This is a genomic window from Brevundimonas sp., from assembly GCF_036402095.1.
Classification (GTDB): Bacteria; Pseudomonadota; Alphaproteobacteria; order Caulobacterales; family Caulobacteraceae; genus Brevundimonas.
In genome coordinates this window covers 1-14,879 of the sequence record NZ_DASWTO010000184.1, presented here as the reverse complement: position 1 = coordinate 14,879, position 14,879 = coordinate 1, and the positions used below count along the sequence as shown (strand labels likewise).

19 protein-coding genes are annotated in these 14,879 nt (G+C 69.8%); 9 read left to right on the top strand and 10 right to left on the bottom strand.

Annotated elements, in window-relative coordinates; genetic code table 11:
- Window positions 1-200 precede the first annotated feature (200 nt).
- The 4 genes from VGD32_RS12325 to VGD32_RS12310 all read right to left on the bottom strand — a co-directional run bounded on the left by VGD32_RS12325 (window position 201) and on the right by VGD32_RS12310 (window position 3,739).
- Window positions 201-1,277 carry a sensor histidine kinase gene (locus VGD32_RS12325; protein WP_331032179.1) on the bottom strand — a complete coding sequence of 359 codons (1,077 nt, stop codon included), beginning with the start codon at window positions 1,275-1,277 and terminating at the stop codon, window positions 201-203.
- Window positions 1,278-1,545: 268 nt separating this feature from the next.
- A complete protein-coding gene (locus VGD32_RS12320; protein WP_331032178.1) occupies window positions 1,546-2,172 on the bottom strand; it encodes a hypothetical protein in 627 nt (208 codons plus the stop codon).
- A gap of 284 nt (window positions 2,173-2,456) precedes the next feature.
- A complete protein-coding gene (maiA, locus tag VGD32_RS12315) occupies window positions 2,457-3,089 on the bottom strand; it encodes a maleylacetoacetate isomerase (protein ID WP_331032177.1) in 633 nt (210 codons plus the stop codon).
- Window positions 3,086-3,739 carry a fumarylacetoacetate hydrolase family protein gene (locus VGD32_RS12310; RefSeq protein ID WP_331032176.1) on the bottom strand — a complete coding sequence of 218 codons (654 nt, stop codon included), beginning with the start codon at window positions 3,737-3,739 and terminating at the stop codon, window positions 3,086-3,088. The genes maiA and VGD32_RS12310 overlap by 4 nt, the downstream gene beginning before the upstream one ends.
- A gap of 133 nt (window positions 3,740-3,872) precedes the next feature.
- On the opposite strand from VGD32_RS12310, the gene VGD32_RS12305 reads away from it, so the two are divergent.
- From VGD32_RS12305 to VGD32_RS12295, 3 genes are all read left to right on the top strand, one after another.
- Complete coding sequence (locus VGD32_RS12305; RefSeq protein ID WP_331032175.1) at window positions 3,873-4,253, top strand: glycine zipper domain-containing protein; 381 nt, start codon at window positions 3,873-3,875, stop codon at window positions 4,251-4,253.
- Window positions 4,253-4,660, top strand: a complete 408-nt coding sequence (locus VGD32_RS12300; protein WP_331032174.1) for a hypothetical protein — start codon at window positions 4,253-4,255, stop codon at window positions 4,658-4,660. The genes VGD32_RS12305 and VGD32_RS12300 overlap by 1 nt, the downstream gene beginning before the upstream one ends.
- Window positions 4,661-4,751: 91 nt before the next feature.
- Window positions 4,752-4,928 (top strand): DUF1328 domain-containing protein, encoded by a 177-nt coding sequence (locus tag VGD32_RS12295; protein ID WP_331032173.1) that lies wholly within the window; start codon window positions 4,752-4,754, stop codon window positions 4,926-4,928.
- Window positions 4,929-4,992: 64 nt separating this feature from the next.
- Here the strand turns inward: VGD32_RS12295 and VGD32_RS12290 are convergent, their stop codons facing one another.
- Genes VGD32_RS12290 through VGD32_RS12280 form a run of 3 tightly spaced genes read right to left on the bottom strand, consistent with a single transcriptional unit; the run spans window position 4,993 to window position 7,221 of the window.
- Complete coding sequence (locus tag VGD32_RS12290) at window positions 4,993-5,835, bottom strand: metallophosphoesterase (protein ID WP_331032172.1); 843 nt, start codon at window positions 5,833-5,835, stop codon at window positions 4,993-4,995.
- A gap of 8 nt (window positions 5,836-5,843) precedes the next feature.
- Complete coding sequence (locus tag VGD32_RS12285) at window positions 5,844-6,827, bottom strand: diacylglycerol/lipid kinase family protein (RefSeq protein ID WP_331032171.1); 984 nt, start codon at window positions 6,825-6,827, stop codon at window positions 5,844-5,846.
- Window positions 6,828-6,879: 52 nt separating this feature from the next.
- Window positions 6,880-7,221, bottom strand: coding sequence for a hypothetical protein (locus VGD32_RS12280; protein ID WP_331032170.1), 342 nt, complete (start codon window positions 7,219-7,221; stop codon window positions 6,880-6,882).
- Between the two features lie 160 nt (window positions 7,222-7,381).
- Between VGD32_RS12280 and VGD32_RS12275 the strand changes: the two genes are divergently transcribed.
- The 3 genes from VGD32_RS12275 (at window position 7,382) to VGD32_RS12265 (ending at window position 10,449) form a co-directional block, all read left to right on the top strand.
- On the top strand, window positions 7,382-7,720 hold the full coding sequence (locus VGD32_RS12275; RefSeq protein ID WP_331032169.1) for a YMGG-like glycine zipper-containing protein: 339 nt from the start codon (window positions 7,382-7,384) through the stop codon (window positions 7,718-7,720).
- A gap of 75 nt (window positions 7,721-7,795) precedes the next feature.
- On the top strand, window positions 7,796-8,236 hold the full coding sequence (locus VGD32_RS12270) for an OmpA family protein (RefSeq protein ID WP_331032168.1): 441 nt from the start codon (window positions 7,796-7,798) through the stop codon (window positions 8,234-8,236).
- A gap of 62 nt (window positions 8,237-8,298) precedes the next feature.
- Window positions 8,299-10,449, top strand: a complete 2,151-nt coding sequence (locus tag VGD32_RS12265; RefSeq protein WP_331032167.1) for a protein-disulfide reductase DsbD family protein — start codon at window positions 8,299-8,301, stop codon at window positions 10,447-10,449.
- A gap of 24 nt (window positions 10,450-10,473) precedes the next feature.
- On the opposite strand, the gene VGD32_RS12260 is transcribed toward VGD32_RS12265, so the two are convergent.
- Window positions 10,474-10,950, bottom strand: a complete 477-nt coding sequence (locus tag VGD32_RS12260) for a hypothetical protein (protein WP_331032166.1) — start codon at window positions 10,948-10,950, stop codon at window positions 10,474-10,476.
- A 113-nt stretch (window positions 10,951-11,063) separates the two neighbouring features.
- Here VGD32_RS12260 and pgi point away from each other — a divergent pair, with 113 nt between their 5' ends.
- Window positions 11,064-12,689, top strand: a complete 1,626-nt coding sequence (gene pgi, locus VGD32_RS12255; RefSeq protein ID WP_331032165.1) for a glucose-6-phosphate isomerase — start codon at window positions 11,064-11,066, stop codon at window positions 12,687-12,689.
- 22 nt (window positions 12,690-12,711) lie between these two features.
- Here the strand turns inward: pgi and VGD32_RS12250 are convergent, their stop codons facing one another.
- Together VGD32_RS12250 and VGD32_RS12245 are read right to left on the bottom strand one after the other, a co-directional pair.
- On the bottom strand, window positions 12,712-13,326 hold the full coding sequence (locus tag VGD32_RS12250) for a class I SAM-dependent methyltransferase (RefSeq protein WP_331032164.1): 615 nt from the start codon (window positions 13,324-13,326) through the stop codon (window positions 12,712-12,714).
- A gap of 161 nt (window positions 13,327-13,487) precedes the next feature.
- Window positions 13,488-13,916 carry a hypothetical protein gene (locus VGD32_RS12245; RefSeq protein WP_331032163.1) on the bottom strand — a complete coding sequence of 143 codons (429 nt, stop codon included), beginning with the start codon at window positions 13,914-13,916 and terminating at the stop codon, window positions 13,488-13,490.
- Between the two features lie 254 nt (window positions 13,917-14,170).
- Between VGD32_RS12245 and groES the strand changes: the two genes are divergently transcribed.
- Both groES and VGD32_RS12235 read left to right on the top strand, forming a co-directional pair.
- Window positions 14,171-14,458: a co-chaperone GroES gene (gene groES, locus VGD32_RS12240; protein ID WP_324817114.1), complete on the top strand. Its 288-nt coding sequence runs from the start codon at window positions 14,171-14,173 to the stop codon at window positions 14,456-14,458.
- A 55-nt stretch (window positions 14,459-14,513) separates the two neighbouring features.
- The coding region (locus VGD32_RS12235) for a TCP-1/cpn60 chaperonin family protein (protein ID WP_331032162.1) at window positions 14,514-14,879 on the top strand (366 nt) is incomplete at its 3' end.

Sequence of the window (14,879 nt, the reverse complement as noted above, 5' to 3'; positions counted from 1 at the left end):
CGAGCGGATCGAAGGCGCCGAGCACATGGTCATGATCGACCAGCCGAACCGGTTCCTCGCGGCGGTGGAGCGGTTCCTGGCGTAGGGCGTGTCCTCAAGACCTGCCGGACAGCGGACAGCTCGGACAGCGGCAATGGGTGGAAAGCGGACCAACGGGTTTCCTACCTTTGCGTGCCTGTAGCCGAGGTAGGCCGGGATCGCTAAACGGCGACTTGCGCTTTGGCCACGTCGTTGTCTGCTTCAGCGGGAGCCGCTGCCGTGTGAACGACGGAGACCTTGGTTCCCGGGCTCAGAGCGCTCACGACTACGCTGGCCCTGAGTTGTCGTGCCAATGCCTGAACAATGCTGGTTCCCAGTCCCGCCCGCGCCGTGCCCCGCTTGATGGGCATTCCGATACCGCTGTCGGCCACTGAAAGGGTCCAAAGATCCCCGTCACATTCGTATGAGACTAGGATTGTTCCCCCAACGCCGTCTGGAAATCCGTGCTTGAGCGAGTTGATGACGAGTTCAGTCACGATCAGGCCGAGGCTCACGGAAACGTCGGGTTCGACAGACACGTCCGGTGCAGAGACACTCAGCACGAGGGCGTCAGGGTCGACGATCATCGATGCGGCAATCGTCCCGCACAGCTTGGTGAGGTAACTTCGCACGTTCACCACATCCCGGGTGGAGACGGCGAGTAGCTGCTGCAGGTCAGCCACGGACATTACGCGACTGTGGGCATCACGGAGATGGCCTCGACTTTCCTCCGATGAAGCCCGCCGGGCGTTCAGCATCATGACGCTGGCTATGATCTGGAGGCTATTCGCGACCCGGTGGCGGACCTCCTGCATGAGCAGGTCGTTGTCCCTGGCGAGTTCTCGCGCTGTTTGGGCGAGGGCTCGCGCTTCGGTGACGTCCGCGACTGCAACCAAGAAACGCAGGTTGTCAGGGTCGTCATACGCCAGCTTCCGGACATTCAGAATGACGCAACGCAACTGCCCGCCCTGACGCCGCAGTTCAGTTTCATAAGCGTCGATCTCCGCGTCGCCGGATCGGGTGGCGTCCATTAGTGAACGCAACTGCGGGACATCCCATTCGCCCGTTCCCAAGCTGAACAGCGGCTTCCCCACAGCATGCGCTGGGTCGATGTCGAAGGCACCGCAGAAGGAAGCACTGGCAGCCATCACTGCGAACTCGCCGTCGAGCAAAAGCAGTGGTGTTGCAGACGAATAGACCATCGCGAGAGCGAGGCTGAGGCTTGGATCATCCGCTAGAAGTTTGGCTGAGCCGGGCATGAAAGCCCTTTCTGGGGTCCCTTAGGCTCGCGAAGCGAAAGCCGCACGGGGTGTCAAACGCGATCGAACGCGCCTGAGGGAACTCCAGTAGCATGAATGGAGATCGAACTGACAACTTGGTGCGGCCCCAGGACTTCGCGCTTGGTTCACCTCTCGGCTGGGTCTCTTTCGCGAGACCTCACCCTGCCCTCCAGACCCGCGACACCCAATGTCCAATGTCCGCAATGGGTCGATGTCGGTCATTCCGTCGTCGCCTGAAACCGGACGCTCAATGAACGGTAGACAGCGGTTTCATCGGTTTATCCGAGCGCGGCTTCGGGTCAGTTCCCCGCAAAATCTCTGCGGCCTGTCGGAAAGCATACCTCAGTCCCTCGATCCGGCCCCGGAGCCCCCCGTAGCCATGAAGGAGCACCCGGGCCAACTCATGCCTTGCTTTCGGGTGACCCAGTGACGCGCCCTGTCTCCAAAGCGCCAGCGCGTGCTGCCGATCCAGTGGGACACCTTCTCCGTACCAGTAGAGACACGCGAGCCCGTGGTAGGCCGGCGGATGGCCTTTTGCCGCTGCCTTCTCGTACGCCACCAACGCGTCGGAGAAGCGACCCATGCGATAATTGGTGATTCCCAATCCGATGAATGCTGCGGAGTACCCGGCTTCCGCTGCAACTCGGTACCAAGCTTCTGCGCCGGGCAGGTCTTCGTGGTCGTACCAGCCTTTCAACATGCAGCCCGCCACGCAGATCGTACTAAGCATTGAACCGGCGTATGCCAGCGTCTCAAGCTTCTCGAGGCCGTGTTCCCATTCCGGTCCATCGAGCAAGGCGCGAGCGTACTCAAACTCCTCGCGAAACGGATCGTCCAGGGCTTCCAGACCATAGAGTTCGACGGCGTCGATCATTTTGCCTTCAAATCATGATCGCATTGGCCTTCCAAGTGTTTGGCCGGAATGTCCGCAACGGGTCGGAAGCGGCCATTGGCTTCCACCTGAAGACCGGACTTGCCCGACGCCCCTCCCCCGTCATCCTCGGGCTTGATCCGGGGATCAGACCGTCCGGTGCTCGGTCGACGAGCGCACGGTCGCGGTCGAGGAGCCGTCTCCACCGCACAGCCCGCCTCCCGCCTCTGATCCTCGGGTAAAGCCCGAGGATCAGAGGCGGGAGGAAAGGTACGCGTTGACCGGCTTCAGTCCGCGTCCGGCTGGTTGTCCGGATGGGCGGCGAGGAACGCGGGGTGACCGGCCGCCGCCGCGTCGATGGCCAGCAGGCGGGGGAAGACGTCCAGCGGGACGTTGAAACGCCTGGCCGAATAGATCTGCGGGATCAGGTAACAGTCGGCCAGGGTCGGGGTCGCGCCAAAGCACCAGCCGTCGCCATGGACGCCGACCAGCCGTTCCAGCGCCTCGAACCCCGGAATGATCCAGCGGGCGGCCCAGGCGTCGACGGCGGCCTGGTCGGCGCCGAAGCTCTCGCGCAGCGCCTTGCCGACGCGCAGGTTGTTGAGCGGATGGATGTCGCAGCCGATCAGGGCCGCCATGGCCCGGACGTGGGCCCGGTCGACCGGACCCGCGGGGAGCAGCGGCGGAACGGGATGGGCCTCCTCCAGCCATTCCAGAATGGCCGGGCTCTGGGTCAGGACCGCGCCGTCCACCTCCAGAGCCGGAACCATGCCTTGGGGATTGAGGGCGACGAAGGCCTCCGACCGCTGCGCCCCGGTGCGCAGGTCGACGCCGGCCTGGTCATAGGCCAACCCCTTCAGGTTCAGGGCGATACGGGTGCGGTAGGCGGCTCCGGAGCGCCAGTAGCCGTGCAGGATCATCGCGGCCTCAGGGTGAAGGTCAGGGTCTGCAGGCCGCCGATCGCAGCCTCGACCCGGTCGCCGGGCTGGAGCGGGCCGACGCCCTCGGGCGTGCCCGTGAAGATCAGGTCGCCGGGCCGGACGTCCCAGAGCGTACGCGCCTTGGCGAGGATTTCGTCCGGGGCCCAGACCATGTCGTCCAGCCGCCCCGACTGGCGCGTCTGGCCGTTGACAGACAGGGTGATCGGCGCGGCGGGATCCGGCAGGAGGCCGAGGGTCACGGCGCCGCAGGGGGCGGACTGGTCGAAGCCCTTGGCGGCGTCCCATGGCCGGCCCTTGGCCTTGGCCGCCGCCTGCAGGTCGCGACGGGTGAGGTCGCAGCCGACGGCCCAGCCGGCGATGGCGCCGTCCCCGCCGATGGCGCAGACCAGCTCGACCTCGTGGTGCAGATCGGCGGTGGCGGTCGGGAACAGCGGGTCGGCGCCGTCGGTCACCAGCGCGTCGGCCGGCTTGGAGAAGAAGAAGGGCTCGGCCCGCTCATGGCCCATCTCGCGGGCGTGGGCGGCGTAGTTCTGGCCGACGCACAGGATGCGGCGCACGGGCAGACGTTCGGTCCGTCCGAGGATCGGCAGGGAGGGGGTGGGGGCGGGCGGGACCAGCCAGTCGGTCATCGCCGTTGTCTAGGCCGGGAAGCGCCGCTTCGCCAGCGCGCGGCATGCTGCGTTGCGGAACCCGCACGTCACAGTGGCGTTCCGGCTCAGGGTTCTCTATCTAACCGTCAAGCTTGCAAAGCGGAGCGCGCACATGGCCACGACCAAGGCAGCACGGACAGCCGTGAAGAACGACATCAACACGCTGAAGGATGACCTGAAGACCCTCGGCGCCGAGGAGAAGGCGCGCCTGCGCGAGAAGGCCAGCGCCGCTGAAACCCGTCTGCGGGCCAAGGCTGCGGAAACGGAGGCCCGGCTGCGCGAACAGTCCGAAGTCCTGCGCGAGCGCGCCCGCGGCTATTACGACACGGCCCGGGTGCGCGGCCGGGAATATTACGACGAAGCCTCCGAGCGCTTCGACGAGGCCCAGCGCTATCTGACCGAACGGGTGCAGGAGCGTCCGATGCAGTCGACCGCCATCGCCCTCGGCGTCGGCGTCGTTCTCGGCCTGCTGCTCGCCGGCCGTCGCCGCTGATGCTGGGCGGAGGGCTGGCCCGCAAGCTGGCGAAGAAGGCCGTCGCGGCCGCCGTGGCGGCGGGCGCGGCCCTCGTCGCCGTGGTCGCCTTCGGGGCGACGATCTTCTACGCCCTGTGCCTGGTGGTCGTGCCGCTCGCGGCCGCCGCCCTGACCATGCTGCTGTTCGCCCTCGCGGCTCTGGCCGTGGTGATGATCTTCCTGCGGCGCGAGGCGCAAGAGGAGGAGATCGAGGACGAGGAGCCTATGGGCCTCGGCGAGCGGGCCTATATGCTGTTCCGCCAGCGGCCGATCCTCGGCACGGCGGCGGCGCTGGCGGGGGGCTGGATCTTCCTGCGCAACCCGGCCTTGGCGACCATGGTCGCGGCCGCCTTCACCGAAAAATCGCACGGCCGCCGGCGGCGCTGAAGCGGAACGCCCCCGCTCCGGAAGAGTTGATTCAGCAGGCGCGGCGGCTCGAGCCGCTCCTCAGGATCAATGTCTCCGGGAGTCTCCGCCTATGTTTCGCTGGGCCATCATCTTTCTGATCGTCGCACTGGTCGCGGCGGTCCTCGGTTTTGGCGGCATCGCCAATTTCTCGTTCGAGATCGCCAAATTCATCGCCATCATCGCCGTCATCCTGTTCGTCATCGCCCTGGTCATGGGCGGGCTGAGGGGACGGGGCACCCGCATCTGACGGGGCCGAAACCACACGGGGAAGGGCCGCGGTTCGCCGCGGCCCTTTTCAATTCCGTCGCAAGTCAGGTCGCCGCCTTCTCGCGCGCGCCGGGAACGTTGGGGTCGGGGGCGGTGGATCGCTTGCGGGTGTCCTGCCGCCGCGGCAGCCGCCAGGTCTGCCCGGGCTCGAAGCGCTCGCCGGTCCAGGCGATGGCGGTGACGACGATCTCCTTCGCGTCCCAGTCGATCTGGTTGAAGCTGGGCGGGGCGCCCCGTTCGCGGTGCGACAGGGTCCCGCAGCCGACCGCATAGGAGCAATGGTCGCCCAGCTTCACCGGCAGGGCGAACGGCACGTGGACGTGACCGGTGGCGATCAGGTCGACCCCCGCCTCGGCGAAGATCAGCGCCGCCGCGTCGCCGCGCTTGACGTCGCCGGTCATCGGCGTGCCGATCATCTCCACCAGCGGATGATGGCAGGCCAGGATGCGCAGGGCGCCGGCCGGGGCCTGGCGCAGGGCCTCGGCGGCCTTGCGGGTCTGGGCCAGATCGATGACGCCCTTGGACCAGTTGGCCCGCGCCTGCCAGCCCCGAGCGGTGACCACGCCGCGCACCATCAGGGCGGGGCTGAGGAACTGGTGGTCATGCGCCGGATGGCCGATCGCCCGCTCGAACGCCCGCCACGGGTGAAACAGGCGCGCCGTCAGGCTCCAGTAAGGCACGTCGTGATTGCCGACGATGACGAAGGTCGGCTCCGGCATGCGCCGGATCCAGTCGCCGGCCGCGGCGAACTCGTCGGGCAGACCCTGCTGGGTCACGTCGCCGGTGATCAGCACCAGATCGGCCGGCGTGGCGTGGGCGTAGTCGAGCGCGGCGGCGCAGGCGTGACGATGCTCGCGGCCGAAATGCACATCCGAGAACTGAAGCACCCGCCCCACTAGACGCTGTCCTCCGCCGCCGCGGGGATCGGCGCCAGGGCCTGGAACGCCTTGCGGATGAAGCGGACCCTGGCCTCATGGCGCAGCAGCACGGGTTCGCCGTCGATCACCGCCGGAATGCGGGAGCGGGCGCGCATCGCCACCTTCTGCGTCGCCCGGGTCGTCACCGCCGGATCCTGCCGCCAGTCGTCGAGCACGGCGTGCGCGGCCAGCCGGAAGGCCTGGCCGGCGTCGGCGGGGTTCATGGCCGCCGCCTCGAGCCCGGTGTCCTCGTCCATCGCCCGCGAGATCATCGGGCTGATCAGGACCAGGGCCTCGGCCCGGCGCGGCGCGCGTCCGTCCAGTGAAAACCGCATCTGGCCGGAGAAGGCGCGTCTCAGGGCGCGGCGCGCATAGGCCCAGGCGAGCCCCAGCTTGCCGACCCGGATCGCTTCCCGCGCCGGCGCCCACAGGGCGGGGGAGCCGAAGATGGCCGCGCAATAGAAGGCCTGGGTGGTCTGGCCGTCCGTGACCTCGCCGCCCGCCACGCACTGGGGCGCCCCCTGCTCGAGCGCGATCTTCAGGGCCGCCTTCCAGTCCGCCGTGCCGTAGAGGGCCCGCGGCAGCATGTTCATGGTGCCGCCCGGCAACGGGGCGACCAGGGGACCGTCCGGGCCCGCGCGGGAGGCGATGCTGCCCGCCGTCCCGTCGCCGGCGAGCACGAACAGCACGTCCGGCCGGGCGTCGAGGGCCGCCTGGATCTGGTCGTCGAACGCGCCCGGCTCCAGCGTCACGACCGATGTCTGGCAGGCGTAGGCCTCCAGTATGGCTTCGGCTTCCTCGGCCGCCCGCGGCCCGACGCTGCCGGAAAGCGGGTTCACCAGCATGATGACCCGCTCCAGCGGGACGTGGCTGGTCAGGACGCACGCCGCGTCCCCCTGCTCTTCCGGCACGGCTTCGGGCGCGGTCGCTGGATCGGCCGCCGGAGTCAGGGTTGCGCTCATGCCGCCCGAACGCCCCGCCCGAAGCGATGTTCCGGGCGGGGCGGCGGCGTGACTATTGCTTCTTCAGTTCGTCCGAGGCCGCGGCGGCGCCCGCCTGGGCCGCATCGCCGGCCTTGGCCGCAGCGGCGCCGGCGGCGTCGCCGGCCTGGTCGGCCACCTTCGGGGCCTCGCCGCGGACCTTCGAGACGCCGCTGGAAATCCAGCCGTCCATCATGGCCCCGCCTTCAGCCAGGGATTTCTCCTTGATGCCGAGCACGGCGGTCAGGACGCCGAACAGGGCCAGCAGCGTGATCAGCAGGCTGATGAACGGATTGCCCCGCCGCCGCTTGCTGCGCGCCCACACGGGACTGTGATCGCCGTCATCCGCCATGCGGACCGGTTCAGAAAAACGCATACGAAACCCCCGTCTCTCGCCCCATGCGGGGCCTGCCGCGCCCCCTGCGCGGCGTACTGAAAGCCTAATACAGGCTTAACCACGAGCATAGCGGGGGAACCGTCACGGTAATCCAGCATTATCACCCGTGGGGCGAACCCGAGGGATGAAGGACATACCCATGAAAAAGGCAATCATCGCGATCGCCGGCGCGGGCCTGCTGGCTTCCGCCTGCGCCAGCGACGGCTACGGCACCAATGAGACGGTGCGTCAGGGCGCGATCGGCGCGGGCATCGGCGCGGTCGCCGGCGCCATCATCGGCAACAACGTCGGCGACGGCAACGCCGGCACCGGCGCGGCCATCGGCGCCGTCGTGGGCGGCGCGGCCGGCGCGATCCGCGGATCGCAGCAGGACCGGGCCAACCAGCAGCGCTACCGCGACAGCCAGGGCCGTTACTACTATTGCTACGATGGCCGTCAGACCGAGTGCTATTGGGAGAATGGCCAGCGCCGCTACTAGGCGGGGCCGGGCTTTCTGAGTGATCAGGGCGGTTCGTCACATGGCGGGCCGCCCTTTCAACGCCGGGAGGGCGGAATGAGGTGGCTGATTGCGGTTGTGGGGCTGGCGGCGGCGGGCTGTTCGATGACGCCGGGCGCGAGGGACCGCAGCGAGCTGGTGAGCGAGCCGGAAATCTGCGCCCCGCAGCGTTTCGAGGTCTATTTCCGCGACGGCGAGGCGGGGCTGACCGACGCCGCGCGGCACGCCATCGGCCTGACCGCCACCCAGCTGCAGGGCTGTGAGATCCGCAAGGTCAACGTCATCGGCCTCGCCGACGCGCGCGGCGCTCCCAACGCCAACCTCGACCTGTCGGAGCGGCGGGCGCTGGCCGTGGCCGAGGCCCTGACGGCCGCGGGCTGGCCCTCGCCGGTGTTCAGCATGGTGGTGGCGGGCGAGTCCGGCTCGGTCACCGCCGACGGCGCCAGCGAGCCGATGCGGCGCCGCACCGAGGTGCTGGTCGACGCCGCCCGGCGCTGACGCCCCGGCTGAGACAGCACGACGCGTGACGCGGCGCGGCCGACGCGGCTAAGGTCGCCGCCGTGACCCGCCTCCTGAAGACTCTGTTCGTCCTGCTGGGACTGTTGCTGGCCCCGTCGTTCGCGACGGCGCAGGACGGGCGCGTGCAGCGCACCGAGCGGATCGCCGCCGAACTGGTCGCCATGTCGCAGGGCGCCGCCCCGGGCTCGACGGCCATCGTCGCCGTTCGGCAGGACATCGAGCCGAGCTGGCACACCTACTGGCGCAACCCCGGCGATTCCGGCGGCCCGACCAGCCTGACCTGGACCCTGCCCGCCGGGGTCGAGGCCGGCGACATCGTCTGGCCCCTGCCCGAGCGGCAGCGGCTCAAGTCCCTGATGAACTACGGCTATTCCGGGCAGGTCTATCTGCCGGTCCCCGTGACCATTCCGGCCGACGCGCGTCCGGGCGCGACCCTGCCGCTGAGGGTGAAGGCGCTGTTCTTCGTGTGCAGCGCCGAAATGTGCGTCCCGGACGAGCTGACCCTGTCGCTCGACCTCCCCCTCCGCGACGGCGCGGCGCCGCTGGACCCGCGGCACGGGGCGGCGATCCGGCGGATCGTCGAAACCGCGCCCCGCCCCGCCGGGATCACGGCCCGGATCACCCTGCGGGACGGCGCCGCGGTCCTGAGCGCCGCCGGCGGGCCGCTGGCCGGGCGCGACCCCGGGCCGAGCTATTTCTTCCCGTTCGAACAGGGGGTGATCGCCCACGCCGCCGCGCAGTCGGGCGCATACGGGCCTCAGGGACTGACCCTCGCCCTGACCCCGGATCGCGGTTTCGCCCAGGCGCAGCAACCGATCCGCGGGGTGCTGGCCACGGCGCTGGGCGCCTTCGAGATCACCGCCGGGCCGGGGGCGTCGCTGCCGGAAACCAGCGGTTCCGGCGATCTGCCCCCCGCGCCCGACGGCGGATCGGGCGAGGCGGCGGAGACGGGGTCGGGCCCCGGCTTCCTCCAGGCGGCGCTGTTCGCCCTGCTGGGCGGCGTGATCCTCAACCTGATGCCCTGCGTGTTTCCGATCCTCGCCATGAAGGCCGCGGCCCTGGCCGGGGCCGCCCACGATGCGCCGCGCGCGCGCCGGGACGGGCTGGCCTTCCTCGCGGGAGTGCTGACCACCTTCCTGCTGCTGGCGGGCCTCCTGCTGGCGCTGCGGGCGGCGGGGCAGGCGGCGGGCTGGGGCTTCCAGCTGCAGTCGCCGGCGGTGATCGCCGGACTGGCGATGCTGATGCTGGCGGTCGGACTGAACCTGTCCGGCGTGTTCCACGTCGGGGCGGGGCTGCAGGGCGTGGGCTCGGGCCCGCTGGCGCGGCTGGGCGGGACTGCGGCCGCCTTCCTGACCGGGGTGCTGGCGGTCGTCGTCGCCGCGCCCTGCACCGCCCCCTTCATGGCCGTGGCGCTGGGCTCCGCCCTGCTGATGCCGTGGCCGCTGGCCCTGACCGTGTTCCTGATGCTCGGCCTGGGGCTGGCCCTGCCCTATGTGCTGGTCAGCCTGACCCCGGGCCTGCTGTCGCGCCTGCCCCGGCCGGGTCCGTGGATGGAGCGGCTCAAGGGGCTGCTGGCCTTTCCGATGTACGGCGCGGCCCTGTGGCTGGTCTGGGTGTTCGGCCGCCAGACCGGCGCCGACGCGCTGGGCCTGCTGTTCCTCACCGGTCTGTTGCTCGCGCTCGGCGCGTGGCTGCTCGGCCTCGCCCAGGGCGAGCGGGCGCTGGGGCGCCGTGCGCGCCTCACCGCCATCGCCGGAGTCCTGGCGCTGATCCTCGCCGCGGCCGGCGGGGTCGTGGCCGTGCGCCTCCCGGTCGAGACGCCGGGGACAGCGGCGGCCGACGGCGGCGCGGGCCTGCCCGCCGCGCCATGGTCGGCCCGGGCCGTGGAGACGGCCCTCGCCGAAGGACGGCCGGTGCTGGTCAACTTCACCGCCGACTGGTGCGTCACCTGCAAGATCAACGAGGCCGGAGCCCTGCATTCGGCCCGCACCGGCCGGGCGTTCCGGGACGCCAACGCCGTCTATCTGGTCGGGGACTGGACGCGGCGCGACGACGCCATCACCACCGAACTGCGCCGGCACGGCCGTTCGGGCGTGCCGCTGTATCTGCTGTATACGCCGGGCAGGGCCGAGCCCCGCATCCTGCCCCAGCTTCTGACCGAAGGGGTGGTGATAGAGGCGCTGGGACGCTGATAGCCCTCTCCCAATGGGAGAGGGTTACACGGGCGGCTGCGGCGGGGCCGTGATGACTTCGACGTTGTCGTTGAGCAGATAGGCCAGTTCGTCGAGGGCGACCCCGCGTTCGGCCGGCGTGGCCGCGGCCTCGACGGCCGCGACCTTGACCGGGATATCCTCGGAAATCCCGCGCAGGATGCATTTCAGGTCGCCGTCCGTGCCGCGTTCCTTGAGGATCAGGTGACCCTGCATGTCGAGGGCGGCGAGGCTTTCGGCCTCGACGCGGAACTGCGTCAGGGCGCCCGCCGGGACGGACCAGGCCGTATCCGCGGCGAGGTTGGCGCGCCACTGGTCGACCACGCCCTTCAGCGCGCCGGAGCGCAGCACGATGTCCGCGAACAGCGGCTCGCCGGCCACCGGGGCCGGCGCCTCGGCGGCCGCCGGCGGCTGGGCCGCGGCCAGCGCCACGTTCGGGTCCGAGAGCAGCAGGGAGAGAGCGAGGGCGGCGCCGCAGGACATGGGAAACCTCTTGGGCGAACTCATTTGTATGCCGAATCACCATTTCGGCGTTGAACCGGCTTACGCCCGACCCGTAAACGAGGGTTTACCCCCTTCCCCACCGAGTCCGCCGAATGAACGCTCGCTCACAGGCCCTGGACATGCTTCGCGCCGTGGCGCGCAAGGACGAAGGCGCCCGCATCGTCCACCATTTCGCCACCGACGGGCGCCGGCTTGAGCGGATGGGCGTGGAGGCCGCCGGCCTGTATCTGGACCTGTCGAAACAGTCGTGGAGCGCCGAGGGCTTCGAGGCGGCCGTCGATCTGGCGCGCAGCTGCGACGTCGAGGGCCGCCGCGACGCCCTGTTCGCCGGCGAGGCGGTCAACAACACCGAGGGCCGGGCGGTGCTTCATCCGGCGCTGCGGGCGGCCGACGACGCCGATTTCCGCGCCCTGGGCGAGCCGGTGTCGAAAGAGGTGGCGGAGACGCGCCGCGCCATGGCCGCCTTCGCGACCGATGTCGGCTCGGGGGCCAAGACCGGCGGGACCAAACAGCCGTTCACCGCCATCGTCCACATCGGCATCGGCGGCTCGGATCTCGGGCCGCGCCTGCTGTGGGACGCGTTGAGGCCGCTGGAGCCGACCATCGATCTGCGCTTCGTGGCCAACATCGACCCGCGCGACATGGGCGAGGCGCTGGCCGGACTGGATCCGGAAACCACGCTGGTGGTGGTGGTGTCCAAGACCTTCACCACCCAGGAGACGCTGGCCAACGCCGATCTGGCCAAGGCCTGGCTGGCCGAGAGCCTGTCGCCGCGCCGCATGGTGCGCCATCTGGTCGGGGTCACCGCCGCGCCGGAGAAGGCCGAGGCCTGGGGCTGCGGCCGCACCTTCGGTTTCCGCGACTGGGTCGGCGGCCGCTATTCGCTGTGGTCGGCGGTCAGCCTGTCGGTGGCGGTGGCGCTGGGCTGGGACGTGTTCGAGCGGGTGTTGGCCGGAGCCCGGGCCATGGACGAGCATTTCCGCGAGGCCGACCTGGAGAAGAACGCGCCGGTATTGCTGGCGCTGGCCCAGATCTTCAACGTCGAGGGGCTGGGGCGGCCCGCCCGCACGGTCGCCCCCTACGCCCACGGTCTGCGCCGCCTGCCCGCCTTCCTGCAGCAGCTCGAGATGGAGTCGAACGGCAAGCGGGTGAAGCGGGACGGCTCGCCGGTCGACACCGCCACGGGCCCGATCGTTTTCGGCGAGCCCGGCACCAACGGTCAGCATGCCTTCTTCCAGCAGATTCATCAGGGGCCGCAGGTGGTCCCGGCCGAGTTCATCGTCGTCGGCCACACGTCGGACGCCGCCATGGACGCCCGCGAAGGCGACGCGCCATTGTGGTCGAACGCCCTGGCGCAGGCCCAGGCGCTGATGGTCGGGAAGACGCAGGCGGAGGCGCGGGCCGAGCTGCTGGCGGCGGGCGCGAACGCCGAAGAGGCCGACCGGCTGGCCCCGCACAGGACCTTCCCGGGCGACCGGCCCTCGACCACCCTCCTGATGGACGCCCTGACTCCCGAGGCGGTCGGGGCCCTGATCGCCCTGTACGAGCACAAGACCTTCGTCGAGGGCGTGATCTGGGACATCAACAGCTTCGACCAGTGGGGCGTCGAACTGGGCAAGGTCCTGGCGAAGGCGATCCTGAAGGACGTGCAGGCGGGCGAGCCGTCGGCCGGACTGGATCCGTCGACGGCCGAGCTGATGAAACGGCTGATGGTGTGAGGCGGCGCGGCGTTCGCCGCCCTCACTCCACCCGGCAGAAGCAGTACAGGAACTGTTGCGGCGTCCCCCAGGGCGTCTCGTGCAACTCGGTGACGCTGTCCAGCAGGCGGAATTTCGCCCCGAACTCGCCGTGCAGGCTTCCCGCGTCGTAGCGGACGACGTCCAGTCCGCTGCACTTTTCCGGCCCCTCCGGCCCGAAGGTGGCGACGATGACGTGACCGCCGGGCCTGACCGCCCGGGCGACCTGGCGGACGTAGGCGGCCCGGTCTTCGGCCTCCGTCAGAAAGTGGAACACGGCCCGGTCGTGCCAGACGTCGTAACGGGCGGCGTCCAGCTCGACCCGGGTGATGTCGCCGGTGATCCAGTGCGCCCGCGCCGCGGTCGCGGCCAGCCTGGCCCGGGCCACGTCGATCGCCGCCTGCGAGATGTCGAGCACGGTCACGTCGCCGTATCCCCGTGCGACGAGATCGTCGACCAGGGTGGATTCCCCGCCCCCGACGTCGATGACGGCGGCGCCCCGGTCCGGCGCGGCGTCCTCGATCAGCCTCAGCGAGACGTCGAGGTGGGGCCGGTACCAGCTGACCTCGTCCTCAGACCGGGTCTGATAGACGGTCTCCCAATGCGCCCTGGTCGTCATCGCCGCCCCCGTATCCGGACCTCCGCCGGATCTGGGGTCGGACCCGGTCCGGCGCCAGAGGTCGGCGCCCGGCCATGAAAAAGGCGGACGCCGTCTCGGGCGCCCGCCTTCCTCGCCCGCACCCGGCCAGGACTCACGCGGCCGGGGATAAGGGAGCTGGTCTACCAGCGACGGTCGTAGCGGTAGTCGCGGTTGTGGTTCTGGGCGCTGCGCCACTGTCCGTGGTTCCGCCAGAAGCGGCCGTCGCGGTAGTAGCCGCGGCCGGCGTAGGTGCGGCCCTCGATGTAGCGGCCGTTGTAGTAGCGGTCGCCGTAGGCCCCGTCGCGGCTGTTGATGCCGTGCTCGCGCTCCCAGTGGCCGAGATTCCGGTAGCAGCGGCCGTCCCGGTAATACTGGCAGTCGGGGCCGCGGTAGGCTCCGTCCTGATAGCCGTACCGACCGTTGTCGCCTGTGGCGAGGATGACGCCGCGGATGATGGCGTCGACCAGCGGGTCGCCGCCGTAGGACTGGGCGCTGGCGGGGGCGGCGGCGGCGCCGAGCGCCAGGGCCGCGACCGAACCGGCGGCGAGGGTCTTGATCGAAAATCGCATCGGATGGCTCCTTTTACGACGCCCGGAGGCGGCGCTGATCCGTCGTTATGACGCCGCGCCCCTGTATGGAGCCGGAGGATGGCGTTCAGGCGTGGTTCATGCCCGCCTCCCTGCGCCCGGCGACAATTCCGGCGTGGCCGTGCTTGACGGGGCCGGACCGGAGCCCTACCTCCCGCTCGCGTTAGCACTCGGGGGCAGCGGCTGCCAAAGCCGGACCCGGGGCTTCAATCGAACTGTTTTGGGAGATGTTACAGATGGCGTTTCGTCCGCTCGGCGACCGCGTGCTCGTGAAGCGCGTGGAAGAGGAATCGAAGACCAAGGGCGGGATCATCATCCCCGACACCGCCAAGGAGAAGCCGCAGGAAGGCGAGGTCATCGCCGTCGGCCCGGGCCTGCGCGACGAAAGCGGCAAGGTCAACGCCCTCGAACTGAAGGCCGGCGACCGCATCCTGTTCGGCAAGTGGTCGGGCACCGAGGTCAAGCTGGAAGGCGAGGACCTGATCATCATGAAGGAATCGGACGTGCTGGGCGTGCTCTCGTAAGCACCGCCGCCTTCCGACCCTTTCCCTGACAATCCAGAATTAGGAGCAGCCTCACATGGCCGCGAAACAAGTTCAGTTCTCCACCGAAGCCCGCGAGAAGATGCTGCGGGGCGTCAACGTCCTGGCCAATGCGGTCAAGGTCACCCTCGGCCCCAAGGGCCGCAACGTCATCATCCAGAAGTCCTTCGGCGCCCCGCGCTCGACCAAGGACGGCGTCTCGGTCGCGAAAGAGATCGAGCTGGAGGACGCCTTCGAGAACATGGGCGCCCAGCTGATCCGCGAAGTCGCCTCCAAGACCAATGACAAGGCCGGCGACGGCACCACCACCGCCACCGTCCTGGCCCAGTCGATCGTGCAGGAAGGCCTCAAGTCCGTCGCCGCCGGCATGAACCCGATGGATCTGAAGCGCGGCATCGACAAG